At 53.9% G+C, this 17,073-nt stretch carries 14 protein-coding genes; 1 reads left to right on the top strand and 13 read right to left on the bottom strand.

The window, feature by feature from the left end; genetic code table 11:
* Window positions 1-35: 35 nt before the first annotated feature.
* The 10 genes from deoD to pnp form a co-directional block, all read right to left on the bottom strand.
* Window positions 36-746: a purine-nucleoside phosphorylase gene (gene deoD / locus JYB84_RS04485; RefSeq protein ID WP_207322242.1), complete on the bottom strand. Its 711-nt coding sequence runs from the start codon at window positions 744-746 to the stop codon at window positions 36-38.
* Window positions 747-832: 86 nt separating this feature from the next.
* A complete protein-coding gene (locus JYB84_RS04480; protein ID WP_207323097.1) occupies window positions 833-2,050 on the bottom strand; it encodes a phosphopentomutase in 1,218 nt (405 codons plus the stop codon).
* An 11-nt stretch (window positions 2,051-2,061) separates the two neighbouring features.
* Window positions 2,062-3,393: a thymidine phosphorylase gene (deoA, locus tag JYB84_RS04475; protein WP_207322241.1), complete on the bottom strand. Its 1,332-nt coding sequence runs from the start codon at window positions 3,391-3,393 to the stop codon at window positions 2,062-2,064.
* Between the two features lie 142 nt (window positions 3,394-3,535).
* The gene (gene deoC, locus JYB84_RS04470; RefSeq protein ID WP_207322240.1) at window positions 3,536-4,309 is read right to left on the bottom strand and encodes a deoxyribose-phosphate aldolase; all 774 of its coding nucleotides are present in this window, start codon (window positions 4,307-4,309) and stop codon (window positions 3,536-3,538) included.
* 362 nt (window positions 4,310-4,671) lie between these two features.
* The gene (locus JYB84_RS04465; RefSeq protein WP_207323096.1) at window positions 4,672-5,505 is read right to left on the bottom strand and encodes a nucleoside-specific channel-forming Tsx family protein; all 834 of its coding nucleotides are present in this window, start codon (window positions 5,503-5,505) and stop codon (window positions 4,672-4,674) included.
* A 305-nt stretch (window positions 5,506-5,810) separates the two neighbouring features.
* Window positions 5,811-7,070, bottom strand: coding sequence for a NupC/NupG family nucleoside CNT transporter (locus tag JYB84_RS04460; protein WP_207322239.1), 1,260 nt, complete (start codon window positions 7,068-7,070; stop codon window positions 5,811-5,813).
* A 177-nt stretch (window positions 7,071-7,247) separates the two neighbouring features.
* Window positions 7,248-8,012 (bottom strand): TatD family hydrolase, encoded by a 765-nt coding sequence (locus JYB84_RS04455; RefSeq protein WP_207323095.1) that lies wholly within the window; start codon window positions 8,010-8,012, stop codon window positions 7,248-7,250.
* Window positions 8,013-8,154: 142 nt separating this feature from the next.
* On the bottom strand, window positions 8,155-9,741 hold the full coding sequence (gene prfC / locus JYB84_RS04450) for a peptide chain release factor 3 (protein ID WP_207322238.1): 1,587 nt from the start codon (window positions 9,739-9,741) through the stop codon (window positions 8,155-8,157).
* Window positions 9,742-9,862: 121 nt separating this feature from the next.
* Complete coding sequence (nlpI, locus tag JYB84_RS04445; RefSeq protein ID WP_207322237.1) at window positions 9,863-10,747, bottom strand: lipoprotein NlpI; 885 nt, start codon at window positions 10,745-10,747, stop codon at window positions 9,863-9,865.
* A 164-nt stretch (window positions 10,748-10,911) separates the two neighbouring features.
* On the bottom strand, window positions 10,912-13,014 hold the full coding sequence (gene pnp, locus JYB84_RS04440) for a polyribonucleotide nucleotidyltransferase (RefSeq protein WP_207322236.1): 2,103 nt from the start codon (window positions 13,012-13,014) through the stop codon (window positions 10,912-10,914).
* A gap of 194 nt (window positions 13,015-13,208) precedes the next feature.
* Here pnp and JYB84_RS04435 point away from each other — a divergent pair, with 194 nt between their 5' ends.
* The gene (locus JYB84_RS04435; RefSeq protein WP_207322235.1) at window positions 13,209-15,251 is read left to right on the top strand and encodes a putative bifunctional diguanylate cyclase/phosphodiesterase; all 2,043 of its coding nucleotides are present in this window, start codon (window positions 13,209-13,211) and stop codon (window positions 15,249-15,251) included.
* Between the two features lie 71 nt (window positions 15,252-15,322).
* Here JYB84_RS04435 and rpsO read toward each other — a convergent pair whose 3' ends face one another.
* From rpsO to rbfA, 3 genes are all read right to left on the bottom strand, one after another.
* Window positions 15,323-15,592 carry a 30S ribosomal protein S15 gene (gene rpsO, locus JYB84_RS04430; protein WP_207322234.1) on the bottom strand — a complete coding sequence of 90 codons (270 nt, stop codon included), beginning with the start codon at window positions 15,590-15,592 and terminating at the stop codon, window positions 15,323-15,325.
* Between the two features lie 98 nt (window positions 15,593-15,690).
* Complete coding sequence (gene truB / locus JYB84_RS04425; RefSeq protein ID WP_207322233.1) at window positions 15,691-16,638, bottom strand: tRNA pseudouridine(55) synthase TruB; 948 nt, start codon at window positions 16,636-16,638, stop codon at window positions 15,691-15,693.
* On the bottom strand, window positions 16,638-17,054 hold the full coding sequence (gene rbfA / locus JYB84_RS04420; RefSeq protein ID WP_207322232.1) for a 30S ribosome-binding factor RbfA: 417 nt from the start codon (window positions 17,052-17,054) through the stop codon (window positions 16,638-16,640). The genes truB and rbfA overlap by 1 nt, the downstream gene beginning before the upstream one ends.
* Window positions 17,055-17,073: the final 19 nt, after the last annotated feature.

Here is a 17,073-nt window from a genome sequence, read left to right as displayed (position 1 = left end):
CAATGGCGCCCTTAGTTTATCAACTTAACAAGCTATCAGAGCTGGATGGCTGCATCCAGGGTCATGATGATCATGTCATTGAAGGTGGTCTGACGCTCTTCGGAGCTGGTCTTCTCACCGGTACGGATATGATCGGATACAGTCACCACACACAGGGCACGGGCACCGAATTCGTGGGCCACACCGTACAGACCGGCGGCTTCCATTTCAACACCAAGCACACCCATTTTTTCCATCACGTCAAACATTTGTGGATCAGGAGTGTAGAACAGATCGGCGGAGAAGATGTTACCCACGCGGGCCTGGATACCGTGAGACTTGGCAGATTCCACCACGGCACTCAGCAGGCTGTAATCGGCGATGGCGGCAAAGTCCTGGCCCTTGAAGCGCAGACGGTTTACCTGGGAATCGGTACAGGCACCCATGCCGATGATCACGTCACGGACTTTCACGTCTGTGCTGATGGCACCACAGGTACCAACACGGATCAGGTTTTTGACACCGTAGTCCTTGATAAGCTCGGTGGCGTAGATGGAGCAGGATGGGATACCCATGCCTGAGCCCATTACGGAAATGCGCTTGCCCTTGTAGGTGCCGGTGAAGCCCAGCATGTTGCGCACGTCGGTCACCTGCTCAACATTTTCCAGGAAGGTTTCGGCAATGTACTTAGCACGCAGCGGATCGCCCGGGAAGAGCACTGTCTCTGCAAATGCACCGTCAACAGCATTAATGTGTGGTGTAGCCATCAGAATAACCCCTGTATTTTTGTTTAAGACTTAAGTCTTTGATAATAGGCGGTTCAAAGGAAACCGCCAAAATGAAACTTCTTCAATCAGCCGACGAACGACTCACCGTACTCCATTGGACTGAGGCCAAAGTAGCTGGCAATGGACTGACCTATGTCGGCAAAGCTGCCGCGCTTGCCAAGGGAACCGGCCTTCAAACCGGCACCATAGGCCAGCACGGGAACGAATTCACGGGTGTGATCCGTGCCCTGCCAGGTGGGATCGCAGCCGTGATCGGCGGTCAGCAGCAGTAAATCGCCTTCCTGCAACAGTGCCATCAGCTCAGGCAAGCGGGCATCGAAATATTCCAGCGCCTTGGCATAGCCCGACACGTCGCGGCGGTGGCCATAGTGGGAATCGAAATCCACGAAGTTGGTGAACACTATGCTGTTGTCACCGGCAGTCTTGATTTCCGCCAGGGTGGCATCGAACAAGTCTTCCAGGCCTGAGGCCTTGACCTTCTTGGTGATACCGCAGTGGGCATAGATATCGGAAATCTTGCCGACACTGACCACTTCACCACCGGCGGCCTGGAGCTTGTCCAGTACCGTCTTGGATGGCGGCTCGACCGCATAGTCGCGGCGGTTGCCGGTGCGGGCGAAATCGCTTGGGCCTGTGCCGACAAAGGGACGGGCTATGACCCGGCCGATATTGTAGGGCTCCAACTCCTCGCGGGCGATTTCACACAGGCGATAGAGGTTTTCCAGGCCGAAGGTCTCTTCATGACAGGCAATCTGGAATACCGAGTCGGCGGAGGTGTAGAAAATCGGCTTGCCGCTCTTCATGTGCTCTTCGCCCAGATCTTCGAGGATCTGAGTGCCGGAGGCATGGCAGTTACCGAGAAAATCCTCCAGCCCGGCGCGGGCGAGGATCTTGTCGGTCAGTTCCTTGGGGAAGGAATTGCTGTGATCGCTGAAGTAACCCCAGTCAAACAGCACGGGCACACCGGCCATTTCCCAGTGACCACTGGGGGTATCCTTGCCGGAGCTCAGCTCCTGGGCATGGCCGTAGGCGCCTATCAGTTCCACATTGTCACCGAAGCCGGCGGCAAAGCTGCCTGTGGCTTCCATGGCGGCGTGTGCCAGCCCCAGACGGCTCAGGTTCGGCAGCTTCAATGCGCCCTCGCGGCCGTTGTTGGCCTTGCCCTCGGCACACATCTTGGCGATATGACCAAAGGTGTTGGAGCCCACATCGCCGAACTTGTCCGCATCATCGGCGGCGCCAATGCCGAACGAATCCAGCATCAGAATAATGGTACGTTTCATCATAGTTTCCCTCACAGATCCGCCGCACGTACGTACTGGTAGATCTCAGGTGTTTTCTCGGGTTGGCTGTCGGCGACCTTGATGGCGCCCCTGACGGCCTTGGCCGCTTCTTCGAATGCAGCCTCGGACTGGGCATGGATCATGGCCAGCGGAGTGTCCTTGTTGATTGTCTGTCCCAGGGTACAGACATTGGACAGACCGACACTGTAATCCAGGGCATCACCGGGTTTACGGCGACCGCCACCGAGTGTGACCACGGCCAGACCCAGTTCACGGGTCACCATACTATAGGCATAACCCTCGCGGTCTGCATAAACCGGGCGGATAATCTGCGCCTTCGGCAGGTACTTATCGTAGGCCTCAACAAAGTCCACCGGACCGCCAAGACCGGCCACCATCTTGCCAAAAATTTCCGCTGCTCGGCCGTTATCAAGCACGGCATTGAGCTTGGCTCTGGCTTCGGCTTCAGTTGCCGCCAGGCCACCCAGTTGCAGCATTTCGGCACACAGGCCCATGGTCACTTCGTAGAGGCGGGGGTTGCGGTATTTACCGGTCAGGAAATCCACCGCTTCCTTCACTTCCAGGGCATTACCGGCGCAGGATGCCAACACCTGGTTCATGTCGGTGAGCAGTGCCGTGGTCTTGGTGCCGGCACCATTGGCTACCGCGGTAATGGAGCGGGCCAGCTCCAGCGAGGCCTCGTAGGTGGGCATAAAGGCGCCGCTGCCCACTTTTACATCCATGGCCAGGGCGTCCAGGCCTGCGGCCAGCTTCTTCGACAGAATGGATGCCGTGATAAGGGATATGGATTCCACGGTCGCGGTGTTGTCGCGGATGGAATAGAAGCGCTTGTCGGCGGGCACCAGATCGCCGGTCTGGCCTATGATGGCCACGCCCGCCTCTTTGACTACCTTGCGGAACAGTTCGCTTGAGGGCTCGGTCTGATAGCCGGGAATGGCATCAAACTTGTCCAGGGTGCCACCGGTATGACCCAGACCGCGGCCGGAAATCATGGGGACATAACCGCCACAGGCGGCTGCCATGGGGCCGAGCATCAGGGAAATCACATCACCGACACCGCCGGTACTGTGCTTGTCGATAACTGGGCCATCAAGTTGCAAACTGTCCCAGTTGAGGACAGTGCCTGAATCGCGCATGGCCGTGGTCAGGGCGATACGCTCATCCATGGTCATGTCATTGAAGTACACCGCCATACCCAGGGCCGCAATCTGCCCTTCTGAGACGCTGTTATCTGTGATCCCCTTGACGAAGAATTGGATTTCTTCCTTGCTCAGGGCCTCACCATTGCGCTTTTTGCGGATAATCTCTTGTGCCAAAAACATACTTTGCCTCCCGATATGTCGCTGAGTTTCATTTATCAGCGACAATCTCAGCTCTTGAACTAAAATTCTGTAATTAACTTACAAGAATACTACTCAATTCCTGAGTAACAGGACTCGATACCGATCACAAATTGGACCGGGATCAGTAGCCCTGGGCACCTTTGGGTGCATCGGCCAGTTCAAGAGTATGCAACAGGCTGTTCAATAAACTGGAAGCGCCGAAACGGAAGGTACGCGGGGTCACCCAATCTGCGCCCAGAATGCGCTCGGCGGTACCGAGAAACTCGGCTGCGGCAGCAGCATCACGCACACCACCGGCGGGCTTGAAGCCCACGGCGCGATTCTTTTCAGCAATCACGGTCAGCATGATCTCGGCGGCTTCCAGGGTGGCGTTAACGGGCACCTTACCGGTAGAGGTCTTGATAAAGTCGGCACCGGCATCGATGGACAACTCAGACGCCTTGCGGATCAGGGCCGGATCTTTCAGCTCACCGGATTCAATGATGACTTTCAGCAGCACATCTTCGCCACAGGCTTCTTTACAGGCCTTCACCAGTTCAAAGCCCACGGTCTCGTTACCTTCCATCAGGGCACGATAGGGAAAGACCACGTCCACTTCGTCGGCGCCGTAGGCTACCGCGGCACGGGTTTCCAATACGGCAATGGCAATGTCATCGTTACCGTGGGGAAAGTTGGTGACAGTAGCAATGCGGATATCCTCAGCGCCCAGGTCGATCAGGGTTTTACGGGCAATGGGGATGAAACGGGGATAAATGCAGATGGCAGCGGTATTGCCGGCTGGCGTCATGGCCTTATGACACAGGTCGATCACCTTCTGATCTGTGTCATCGTCATTCAGCGTGGTCAAATCCATCAGTTCAATGGCACGCTGTGCCGCTTTTTTCAAATCGCTCATAGTAGCTCTCCGAGACGTAAATCAATGAATTGGAATCAGTCCAAAAGGGCTTCGCCGGGAGGTGGCTGGGTACATTTATCTTATAGTTATGGCCGGGCCTTCAGGCAATGCCGGATGCCATTTTGGCATCAAGTCAGGTATTCAATGTTGATAACAACTAGCCGAGGCTAGGGTCACGACTTGAATCCTTGAAGACCGGAAAGGGGGAAACAGAACTGCTGCTCCTGCCTTCCGCGAAAAATCCTTTTTAACGCGAGAAATCACAAACCTTTAATTAAGCAAGCTTAGTCAAATTTGCTTAACTAAGGACTTGGAAAGTGGAGCCATACTTGCGTATGGCTCCCGCCTTGCATCAAGCTCTATTAGAACTTGTAAGTGGCTGTGAAGTAGTGAGACCAGCCAGTGGTTTCCAGACCAACGATACCGCCCTTGTCTTCCAGCAGGTATACGTCTTTGAAGCCTTTCAGGCCATAGCCCAGAGCATATTTGTCAGAGTGCCAGTACAGACCGAAGAAGATGTCACCGCCGCTGCTGGTGGTAGGAACAAATTCGTTGTGGTTCTCGTCAGCACCGAACTGCCAGTCCAGGTAGCCTTGGAAAGACAGGAAGCTCTTGTTGTCGAAGAAGTAGAAAGGCTTGAACCAGTTGGCAGAGAACTGATAACCGTTCCACTCTTTGTTGTTCAGGTCATAGTAGGCATACAGGTTCATGCCGGTTTTGCCCAACCATGGCACGTTCACATCGGCACCCACACCCCAGAAAGTGGAGTTAACACCGTCGCCTACGCTACCGTTCCAGTTGAACAGAGTAGAGAAGTACACTTCCTGGATAGGACCTACAGACAGATCTTTACCGAATACGGCATCCAGAGAGATACGTGGGGCAAACTTCATGAACAGCTTGCTGGCGCCAGAACCTGGGTTCTTGTCACCGTGCTTGCTGGATTCGTTAGCCAGGTTGAACACGTCAACATAGCCATACAGATCAACGATACCCTTACGGCCGCCGAACTCCATTTCCATGTAGTTGTGCTCGTCACCATTCAGCTCAGGCTTTTCACCGATTGAGTACATGGCATTGAACTGCATCCACTTGTAATCGCTGGCATAGATGTCGCTGCGATCGGCTGCGAAAGCGTTACCGGAGATTGCTGCAACCGCGGTAGCGGCCAGTGCATAAGATTTTACGTTTTTCATCATCAACCCCATTTATCTTTGGTTTTGTTGCTGCCTTCGGGGACAGCATTTTTTAGACCCGTGCATTGTAGCGCGACTTTGTGAAGTTACAAGAATCTGCACTCAAAACACGAACACAAAATTTTGTTTTGTGAACAAAGTCAGGAAACGACCCCAACCGCAATTAACATCATTAACGTTATATCAACATCAATCACGGCCCGTCCTCAGACGGATACTGCTTCAGACTTTGCTCTTGGAAACTGGTTGTATTAACTGGGCCCCACCCTACTGGCAGGGCCCGATACACATCTGTTTGTCGGCGATTAGAGCGCCAGGAACAGACCTGCGATTGTGGCGCTCATCAGGTTAGACAGGGAACCGGCGATAACGGCGCGGATACCCAGTTTGGCCAGATCGTGACGACGGTTAGGGGCCATGGCACCCAGACCACCGAGCAGAATCGCGATAGAAGACAGGTTAGCGAAACCACACAGAGCGAAAGAGATAATCGCTTTGGTGCGGTCGCTCATGGCAGCGCCGGTTTCTGCAACCAGCATACCGCCATCGGCTACGTCTTTCAGGTAAGGAGCGAAGTTCAGGTAAGCCACGAACTCGTTCACTACGATTTTTTGACCAATGAAAGAACCGGCAACCAGAGCTTCATTCCATGGCACACCGATCAGATACGCCAGTGGCATGAACACATAACCCAGGATCAGTTCCAGCGTCAGGCCTTCGTAACCGAACATACCGCCCACACCACCTATGATGCCGTTGATCATGGCGATCAGACCCACGAAGGCAATCAGCATGGCGCCTACGTTCAGAGCCAGTTGCATACCGGAGGAAGCACCGGCGGCAGCAGCATCAAGCACGTTGGCTGGCTTGTCAGGATCGGCTGGCAGCTCGTCCATTTCGTTTTTGGTGGTTTCAGTCTCTGGGTGCATCAGTTTAGCCATCAGCAGACCACCAGGAGCAGCCATGAAGGACGCGGCAACCAGGTACTCGATAGGCACACCCATAGAGGCATAACCGGCCAGTACTGAACCGGCAATAGAAGCCAGACCGCCCACCATGATGGCAAACAGCTCAGACTGAGTCATGGTTGGAACGAATGGACGTACCACCAGTGGCGCTTCAGTTTGACCAACGAAGATGTTGGCTGTGGCTGACATGGACTCGGTACGGCTGGTACCCAGAGCCTTCTGCAGACCACCGCCTATGATGCGGATGATCCACTGCATGATGCCCAGGTAGTAGAGCACGGCAATCAGTGAAGAGAAGAAGATAATGACCGGCAGTACGTTGATGGCGAAAATAAAGCCAACCTTGAACTGGGCCAGATCGCCGAACAGGAAGTTGATACCGTTTTGACCGTAGCCGATAACGCTGGACACGCCATCGGAAACTGCCTTCAGGATATCCTTGCCGACAGGAACATACAGAACGAAACCACCGAAGGCAGCTTGAATGGCAAGAGCGCCACCCACTGCACGAACGCTGATCGCTTTTTTGTTATTGGAAAGGAGGAAACCTATTCCAAGCAGGACTATTACGCCCACCAAGCTCATTAATATACTCATTAACCATCACCCTATTTGTTAACACTTTTTAATTATGTTGTTAACCAACCTATTTCCGAGCAAGATTATACCCGAGCCTTTACGGAAAATCGTCGATTTGATCATGTTTTTGAAGTTAAATTTCAAATGCTTACCTGAATCCGCCATTGCGACAAACACCTGTTCAAACAAAACCAACTACAGCTCAAACAGTTGCACCGCATTCTCAGACAGACGTTCTGATATTAGAACACTGGATTTTTTTTGCAAATTGGCCATTTTGGCGACAATTTGGGCTATTAACAGCGGGGTATTACGCCTGTCGATGGCCGATTTGGGGGCCATGGCAGGCGAATCCGTCTCCAGAATAAAGGCATCCAGTGGCAAATGTTGCACAGTTAAATGCAGCTTTTTTGCATCCTCATTCAACAACAATCCACCAATACCCAAGCGATAACCCAGGCGAAAATAGCGCGCTGCCAACTCAGGGGAACCATAAAATCCATGGATAACGCCACGACGGGAGGGTGAATGGCGGCTCAAGAGGGTAAGCAGTTCTTCATGGGCACGCACACAGTGCAGAATAACCGGCAGCCCGAGCTCGTCAGCCAATTGCAGTTGCGCTTCGAGCCAGGCCTGCTGGAAGGGCCAGGTGTCCTGACGCAACTTATCCAGCCCACACTCACCGATTGCAACCAAAGCATGATCTTGACGCCTTGAATTGATCAGGAGTTTCAGTTCTGAAATATCCACATCGTTTTTGAGCGGACAATACCAGGGGTGGATCCCCAGGGCGTAATAGAAGCCATATTGGCGCGCAATTGCCAATTGCCTTTGCCACAGAGCAGGCGCTACCCCGGGAATAATGGCGTTGGATATCCCCTGCTCAAGCATCTGCTGCACCAGGGTATCCCTGTCAGGATCAAATTCGGAAAAGTCCAGATGGGCATGGGTATCTATCAGCTGAGCCATAGTGGCCTGTTCCTTAACAAATACTGTTGCTGAATCTTGTGGTCAGCTTAGCACTCTCTTTGCGAACAGGCTTTGCCGAATGTCCACTTGCTTCAGGCAATAAAAAAGCGGGCCTCAGCCCGCTTTTACCCGATTAATGTTCCCGGGTCTTGGCAAACTGGATGTCGGGATAACGTTCCATCGACAGATTCAGGTTCACCATGGTGGGGGCAATATAGGTCAGGTTATCACCACCGTCGAGCGCCAGGTTGGTGGAACACTTGCGCTTGAATTCCTCCAACTTGCGGGCATCGTTGCAGTAAACCCAACGGGCGGTGGCAACGTTGATGGCTTCATATATAGCCTCAACGTTGTATTCCGACTTGAGGCGGGCCACAACCACTTCAAACTGCAGCACACCAACAGCACCCACGATCAGATCGTTGGTATCCAGCGGACGGAATACCTGCACGGCGCCTTCCTCGGACAGCTGCACCAGGCCCTTGAGCAATTGCTTTTGCTTCAGCGGATCCTTCAGGCGAATACGGCGGAACATTTCGGGAGCAAAGTTGGGGATACCGGTAAATTTGATATCTTCGCCCTGGGTAAAGGTATCACCTATCTGTATGGTGCCGTGGTTGTGCAGACCTATGATGTCACCGGCGAAGGCCTCTTCAGCACGCTCACGATCGCCTGCCATGAAGGTCACGGCGTCAGAGATGTTCACTGTTTTGCCAATGCGCACGTGTTTCATCTTCATGCCCTGGGTGTACTTGCCCGAAACAATGCGCATAAAGGCGATACGGTCCCTGTGCTTGGGATCCATGTTGGCCTGAATTTTAAACACGAAACCGGCAAATTTATCTTCCGTCGCGGCCACTGTCCGTTCGGCAGTTTCACGGGCCATGGGTGCTGGCGCCCATTCGGTGAGACCGTCAAGCATGTGGTCAACCCCGAAGTTACCCAGCGCGGTACCGAAGTAAACCGGGGTCAGTTCACCTTGCAAAAACAGCTCAAGATCGAACTCGTTGGATGCACCGCGCACCAGTTCAAGCTCTTCGCGCAACTGCTCGGCAAAGTCGCTACCCACGGCAGTATCCAACTCGGGATTATCCAATCCCTTGATAATACGGACTTCCTGAATAGTATGACCATGGCCGGTTTGATAAAGAACCGTCTCATCCCGGTGCAGGTGATAGACGCCTTTGAACAGCTTGCCGCAGCCTATGGGCCAGGTAATAGGGGCGCAGAGAATTTTCAGCTCGGTTTCCACCTCATCGAGCAGCTCCATGGGATCGCGGATATCGCGGTCGAGCTTGTTCATAAAGGTGACAATGGGCGTGTCGCGCAAACGGGTCACTTCCATCAGCTTGCGGGTACGGTCTTCCACCCCCTTGGCTGCATCAATCACCATCAGGCAGGAATCCACCGCCGTCAGGGTGCGATAGGTATCTTCGGAGAAGTCTTCGTGACCCGGGGTGTCGAGCAGGTTTACCAGACAGTCATTGTAAGGAAACTGCATCACCGAGGTGGTTACCGAAATACCACGTTCCTTTTCCATCTCCATCCAGTCCGATTTGGCGTGTTGGGATGAACCACGGCCCTTCACCGTCCCAGCGGTCTGAATGGCGCGTCCGTGGAGCAATACCTTTTCGGTAATGGTGGTCTTACCCGCGTCGGGGTGCGAGATAATGGCGAAGGTGCGGCGGGAAGCCACTTCCTGAAGCAGTGTATTTGACATGAATAACTATCTTTTAAAGTGAAGGGGAGCAAAGCATGCTCCCCTGGATGGATCAGAATTGGGCGCTATTTTCGCCTATATTGGCACCGAGCACAATCACAGCGCTGCCTGTGGGTCGGCTTTATTCCTGCCCGGCCAGACGAGCCAGCTCAACCCTGGCATATCTGTGCTCGACAAAATCATAGACATTGGTGGCGAGCGCCAAACGCAGGTAATTGGCTGCCAGCTCCTTGTTGCCCTGTTCGGCTTCCGTCTTGGCCAGATAGAAATAGGCTTCGCACAGGCGCTCGGTATATTCCCTTGGCTGACTCAGGCCCTGTTTGGCCTTGGCAAAGACCTCAGACTTATTCACCTTACCCAGGTAAAAATCCACCAGAACCGTGGCCCAGGCGTCACCGCTCAGCTGTTGCCTGTGCTGTTTAAGATGTGCCAAGGCCTGTGGTTTGTCCTTGGCAGATTCCACCAGATACAGCCACAGCGAGCGGTAGCCATCGCTGGGGTCAAGGGAGAAGAACCGGTTCATATCGGCAATGGCCAGATCGGCCCGCTCACCGTAATACAGGGCTATGCCACGGTTAAGGTAGGCATAGTCATAGTCGGGTTGCAGCTCCAGTACGCCATCGAAAGCCTCGTAGGCGCTGTCGAACTCACCTTCCTGGGTATAGTAGATGCCGAGGAAGTTGTAGGCATCGGCGATATCGGGACGAATACGCAGCGCCTGGGAAAAGTCCAGCCGGCCCAACAACCTCAGGCCCAGACTGTCGTAAAGTACGCCACGCTCGTAATGGAATCTGGCCCTTTGCTCTTCGGTCAGCTCCATGGTAGACAGCACTTCATTGAGCTTGGCGAGGGTGACTTCCTGCTTATAGTCCGGTAGCAAAGGCGCCACCATCAGTTTACCGGAAATCTCATCACCGCCGGCCCTTGCCGTGGCAGAGCAACCGCTCATCATCAGGCTTGCTCCCAGCAGGCTAACTACTGCCAATGCCTTGAATTTACTTACCATCAGAACCTACCTTGATTCGCCTGTTAACGGGGAGCGGCCATAATAGCAATCCGCCATCTTTGCCGCCATCCACTATTGATATTAATTGGCTTTTTCAAATGACGGCATAAAAAAAGGAGACCCAAAGGTCTCCTTTTTTATCTGGTGCCGGACTGTTGCCGGAATTACTCAGCGGCTGGCGCTGCTTTTTCCTTGGCTTCCTTGATGGACAGACGTACACGGCCCTGACGATCCACTTCCATGACCTTCACGGTCACTTCCTGGTTCAGTTCCAGATGGTCTGACACGTTGGCTACACGCTCATCACTGATTTGTGAGATGTGTACCAGGCCATCTTTGCCGGGCAGAATGTTCACGAAGGCGCCGAAGTCAACGATGCGGATAACCTTACCTGTGTACATGCGACCCACTTCCACTTCGGAGGTGATCTCTTCGATGCGGCGGATAGCTTCACGGGTTGCGTCGGCATTGTTGGAGGCAATCTTCACTGTACCGTCGTCTTCCAGCTCAATGGTAGTGCCGGTTTCTTCGGTCAGGGCACGGATAACCGCACCGCCCTTACCAATCACTTCACGGATCTTCTCTGGGTTGATCTTGATGGTGGTGATACGTGGCGCGTGGTCAGAGATATCCGGACGGGCGCTGCCGATGGCCTGGTCCATCACGTTCAGGATGTGAACGCGAGCGCCGTAGGCCTGCTGCAGAGCGATTTCCATGATTTCTTTGGTGATACCTTCGATCTTGATGTCCATCTGCAGTGCAGTCACACCATCACGGGTACCGGCTACTTTGAAGTCCATGTCGCCAAGGTGGTCTTCGTCACCCAGGATGTCTGACAGAACCACGAAGTTATCGCCTTCCTTCACCAGACCCATGGCAATACCGGCTACAGAGGTCTTGATAGGTACACCGGCATCCATCAGGGCCAGAGAGGTACCACACACAGAGGCCATGGAAGAAGAACCGTTGGACTCGGTGATTTCAGATACCACACGCACAGAGTATGGGAACTCTTCAGCAGAAGGCATTACCGCGTTGATACCGCGCCATGCCAGCTTGCCGTGACCGATTTCGCGGCGCTTTGGCGAGCCAACCATACCGGTTTCACCCACAGAGTAAGGAGGGAAGTTGTAGTGCAGCATGAAGCGGTTGGTGCGCTCGCCCATGATGGAGTCGATCTTCTGCGCATCACGCTCGGTACCCAGGGTACAGGTCACCAGCGCCTGAGTTTCACCACGGGTGAACAGTGCAGAGCCGTGGGTACGTGGCAGAACGCCGGCCATCACAGACAGGGCACGGATCATGTCTGGCTCGCGGCCATCGATACGTGGCATGCCAGCGATGATACGGCTGCGAACCACGTTCTTCTCGAGGCTGCCCAGCAGATCGGCGGCTTCGCGTACGTTTACTTCAGGATTGACTTCCTGCAGCTTGGCGATGGTGGCTTTCTTCACTTCACCAACGGCTTCGTAGCGCTCTTGCTTGGCCATGATCTGGTAAGCAGCGGTCAGACCTTCTTCGGCCAGCTCTTTGATTTGGGCAACCAGGGCTTCGTTCTTAACAGGGGCAGTCCAGTTCCAACGTGGCTTACCGGCTTCAGCGGCAAACTCTTTAATGGCATTGATAACAACCTGCTGCTGGTCGTGACCGTAAACCACGGCGCCCAGCATTACTTCTTCAGGCAGGGATTTGGCTTCGGATTCCACCATCAGTACGGCACCCTGGGTACCGGCAACTACCAGATCCAGCTCACTGCCTGCCAGTTCAGCGGCACCTGGGTTCAGCACGTATTCGCCATTCACATAACCCACACGGGCGGCGCCCAGAGGACCGTTGAATGGAATACCGGAGATAGCCAGTGCAGCAGAGGTACCGATCATGGAAACGATGTCCGGCTCAATCTGAGGATCTACCGATACCACTGTGATGATGACCTGTACTTCGTTGGTAAAGTCATCAGGGAACAGAGGACGGATAGGACGGTCGATAAGACGGGCAATCAGAGTTTCGTCTTCAGAAGGACGACCTTCACGCTTGAAGAATCCACCGGGGATTTTACCGGCTGCGTAGGTCTTTTCCTGATAGTTTACGGTCAGAGGAAAGAAGTCACGGCCTGGATCGGCTTCCTTTTTGCCCACAACAGTCACCAGAACTGTAGTGTCGCCCATGCTGGCCATAACGGCACCATCGGCTTGACGAGCGATTACACCTGTTTCCAGAGTGACTGTGTGCTGACCATACTCAAAACTTTTTACGATAGGATTCACGTGACCCATTCCTTAATTAATGACCTTGAATTACGCGCGTAAGTATACTGCAACTGCAATCAATAGATAAAGAGCAGATCATGATGACAAATCAGCTTCTTTTCACTAGAGTGGGACAAAGATGTCGATTTTAGGGACTTGGAAATAGGGATGTGCCGCCTATGGTTAAAACGCATTGGCAAGGATACTAATAAATGACGACCCGGTTTAAATCGCTGACCTGGAAACAAACCAACCTTGTTGTATTTACCGCGCTGTTTTTTGCCGTAGCTGTTTTTCTGGTAGAAATTGCACTCGTAGGGTTAAGCACCCGCCAATCGCTCATCACTACCCAACACGAACTGCTGGACTCGGTTGAACAACCCTCCACCAACGCCGTCTGGGCCCTGGACGACAACCTGGCACGCCAAACCCTTGAGGGGGTACTCAAGGTTGAACACGTAGGCTCTGCCGTCATAGAACTTGACGATGGTTCGCTGTTTGTTTCGGTCAGCAACGACAAGAGCGTAGGCAAAGGCGCCTTTATTGACCTGGGTAATCGTCTGTTTGGAGACTTGCGGGAAATTTCCCGCCCCCTGTACCGCCCCTTTTATTTCGAAGGCACCCGACAGCAACAGCTGATCGGCACCCTGACCATTTTTTACGACACCCAGGAACTGACCAACAGCCTGTTCTCACAGCTGAAATTAGGCTTTGTTGCCACCCTGGCGCGGGCGCTGCTGCTGACTTTGGCCCTGTCGGTGGTGTTTCACCGTTTCCTGACCCAACCCATAGCCCGCATTGCCGAGGCCATTGACAAGATTGAACCTGAATCACCGGACGAGAACCTTCTGCCACTGACGGAATCCCACAAGGATGATGAGCTGGGTCTGGTGGCCTCAAAATTTAACCAAATTCTGATCCAATTCGGCCAAACCCAAAGCAAACTACGCAAGATGGCCACCCGGGATCCGCTCACCGGCCTGCCGAATCGTACCCTGCTGTTGGAGACCATAGCCGTCACCATACAAAGGGCCAGGGTCCACAAGCGCCACTTTGCCCTGCTGTTCATCGATTTGGACAGGTTTAAAAACGTCAACGATTCTCTCGGTCATGCCCTGGGGGATCAGTTTCTGGCCCGTATCGCCCGCCTGCTGGAACGGGTGGTGGGCGACAAGGGGACAGTGGCGCGCTTAGGGGGCGATGAGTTCGTTATCCTGGCAGACGAAATCCAGACCGCAGATCAGGCCGCCGACTTTGTCGATAAGTTGCTGGTGCAGCTCAATAACCCCATACAGTTGAACGAACATGCCATACACCCTGCGGCCTCTGTGGGTATATCCCTGTACCCGGAAGATGGCCACAGTGCCGAGGATCTTATCCGCCACGCCGACATTGCCATGTACAGCGCCAAGGCCTCGGGTTCCAACCAATGGGCCTTCTTCAAGCAACAGATGACAGAGCGCGCCGCAGTGAGGCTGCGCACCGAGGCATCACTGCACGACGCGTTGAAAAATGATGAATTCCTGCTGCACTTCCAGCCCAAGCTGGATTTGGCCACCGGTGCCCTGGTGGGCTGCGAGGCCCTGATCCGCTGGCAAAAAGATGGTCGCCTTATCAGCCCCATGTCCTTTATTCCTGTGGCGGAAGAGACCGGCATCATAGTCCCTATTGGGCGCTGGGTGATAGAGCAAAGCTGCAAGGTGTTGAAGCACTGGCAAAAACAATACAACTTTGCCGTGCCCATTGCGGTGAACGTGGCCTCACAGCAGTTCAGCGATGCCAGCCTGGTGCCCGACATCAAGCAATTGGCGTTGCGGCATCAGATCTCACCGGAGTTGCTGGAAATCGAAATCACCGAAACCTCGCTGATGAACGATATCGAACTGGCTATTATGAAGCTAGATCAGCTCAAGAGTGCCGGTTTCGGGATTGCCGTGGATGATTTCGGCACCGGCTATTCATCCCTGTCCTACCTGCGGCACCTGCCCATCACCACCATGAAAATTGACCGTTGCTTTGTGTCGGATTTGCCGGAGGACAGTGCCATAGCATCAACCATCCTGATGCTGGGCAAACAATTGGATCTCAAGATAGTCGCCGAAGGCATAGAGAACGAGCAGCAATTGGAGTGGCTCAGGAACCATCAATGCGGCATTGGCCAGGGCTTTTATTTCAGCCAGCCCTTACCGTTGGAAGAGTTCGAGCAAAAATACATTGCCGGCAACAATGCCAGCATTTGTGAAATAGGCGGATAACCAATTTATCCGCCGCATTCGGGTAATAAAAAAGGAGGCCAAGGCCTCCTTTTTTATTTATCCGCTCGGGATTAGCGACGCAGACCCAGCTTCTGGATCAGCTCAACGTAACGGGCGTTCTCAGTACGTTGCAGGTAGGCCAGCAGCTTACGACGAGAGCTAACCATACGCAGCAGACCACGACGTGAGTGGTGATCGTGAACGTGCTGTTTGAAGTGATCTTGCAGGTGGTTGATCTGAGCAGTCAGCAGAGCTACCTGAACTTCAGTTGAACCAGTGTCGTTTTCACCACGGCCAAACTCAGCCAGGATTTTTGCTTTTGCTTCAGTACTTAGTGACATGAATATCTCCAAAATTTCTATAAATGGCTTCAGCCGATCACTAACTCAGCCAAAGTGGAGCGGTATTTTAGCCCTAATTACAGGCCATAGCAACCGCTTTAATCCCCATCCCTGCTGAACACCACCAGACGTTTGGGTGCCAGCAATCCCTTGTTGTCCATGATGCCGATGCCAACGAAACGCTGCTCATCACCCAGGCTGATGCGTACCAATTGGTCGGGCTTAAGTCCCGGCGCCTGCACCGGATTACCATTGAGCAGATAGACACCGACGCTTTCGGGCAGATTAATCAGCGGTAAATCCGCCACTGCGGTATCCATGGGCAGCAGCAGCGGATCCAGCACGGACTCGCTTGCCTCACCTCGCTCGTGCGCCCCGGCAACCAGGGCTTCCAGCTGCTCCAGGGTGACCATCCTGTCGTAGGGATATTTGGCCACCTGGGTTCGGCGCAACATGATCACATGGGCGCCACAACCGAGCTTCTCACCCAGATCATCGACTATGGTACGGATATAGGTGCCCTTGGAGCAGTGAATGTCCAACGTCAGCTCATCACCTTCCCAACTGATGAAGTTGAGCTCAAATACCGTGATGGGCCGGGCTTCGCGGGGCACTTCCTTGCCTTCACGGGCATACTTGTACAGGGGTTGGCCCTGGTATTTGAGCGCCGAGAACATCGACGGCACCTGCATGTTGTCGCCGCGGAAGGTATCCAGGGCCGCATCCAGTTGCTCACGGGTGACATTGACAGGTCGGGTACTGACCACTTCACCATCCGAGTCGCTGGTATCGGTGCGCTCACCCAGCTTGGCGGTCACCAGATAGCGCTTGTCGGCATCAAGCAGATGGGAGGAAAACTTGGTGGCTTCGCCAAGACACACAGGCAACATGCCGGTCGCCAGAGGGTCCAGAGCCCCGGTATGACCGGCTTTGGACGCGTTGTACAGGCGCTTGACCCTTTGCAAGGCAAAGTTGGAACTCATGCCTGTAGGCTTATCCAGCAGCACTATGCCGTCGATGGCGCGGCCCTTGGAACGACGGGCCATCAGTTATCTTCGTCCTGCTCAGGGGTTTCATCGCTGCGACCGGCCTGGGTTTTCTTGGCTTCGTCATCACGGATCACCTTGCTGACCAGGTTGGACATGCGCATGCCCTCTATCAGCGAGCTGTCGTACACGAACCTCAGTTCGGGCATGACCCGGAGCTTCATCCGGCCGGCCACCAGGGTGCGGATATAGGGCGCTGCTGCCACCAGGGCTGCCAGCTTTTGTTCGATAAGCTTGGGATCTTCTTCGAAGAAGGTGACAAACACCTTGGCGAAGCTCAGATCCCGCGACACGTCGACGTCATTGACAGTCACCATGCCGATACGGGGATCTTTCATTTCCCGCTGCAGCACTGCCGCCAGTTCCTGCTGTAACTGCTGGCCAATGCGGCGGGTACGACTAAATTCTTTTGCCATAATTTAATGCCATAAAATC

Origin of the sequence: Shewanella cyperi, from assembly GCF_017354985.1 — a bacterium.
Taxonomy (GTDB): Bacteria; Pseudomonadota; Gammaproteobacteria; order Enterobacterales; family Shewanellaceae; genus Shewanella; species Shewanella cyperi.
Note: the sequence above shows the minus strand (reverse complement) of the source record. Positions and strands in the feature narration are given on the sequence as shown.

Coding starts and splice junctions, on each gene's coding strand:
- JYB84_RS04465 (WP_207323096.1), bottom strand. CDS start 5,505: ATGAAAAACGTAAAATCTTATGCACTGGCCGCTACCGCGGTTGCAGCA.
- truB (WP_207322233.1), bottom strand. CDS start 16,638: ATGGCCCGTCGTTCCAAGGGCCGCGCCATCGACGGCATAGTGCTGCTG.
- deoC (WP_207322240.1), bottom strand. CDS start 4,309: ATGAGCGATTTGAAAAAAGCGGCACAGCGTGCCATTGAACTGATGGAT.
- prfC (WP_207322238.1), bottom strand. CDS start 9,741: ATGTCAAATACACTGCTTCAGGAAGTGGCTTCCCGCCGCACCTTCGCC.
- rpsO (WP_207322234.1), bottom strand. CDS start 15,592: ATGTCACTAAGTACTGAAGCAAAAGCAAAAATCCTGGCTGAGTTTGGC.
- deoD (WP_207322242.1), bottom strand. CDS start 746: ATGGCTACACCACACATTAATGCTGTTGACGGTGCATTTGCAGAGACA.
- deoA (WP_207322241.1), bottom strand. CDS start 3,393: ATGTTTTTGGCACAAGAGATTATCCGCAAAAAGCGCAATGGTGAGGCC.
- JYB84_RS04460 (WP_207322239.1), bottom strand. CDS start 7,070: ATGAGTATATTAATGAGCTTGGTGGGCGTAATAGTCCTGCTTGGAATA.
- JYB84_RS04480 (WP_207323097.1), bottom strand. CDS start 2,050: ATGAAACGTACCATTATTCTGATGCTGGATTCGTTCGGCATTGGCGCC.
- rbfA (WP_207322232.1), bottom strand. CDS start 17,054: ATGGCAAAAGAATTTAGTCGTACCCGCCGCATTGGCCAGCAGTTACAG.
- nlpI (WP_207322237.1), bottom strand. CDS start 10,747: ATGGTAAGTAAATTCAAGGCATTGGCAGTAGTTAGCCTGCTGGGAGCA.
- JYB84_RS04435 (WP_207322235.1), top strand. CDS start 13,209: ATGACGACCCGGTTTAAATCGCTGACCTGGAAACAAACCAACCTTGTT.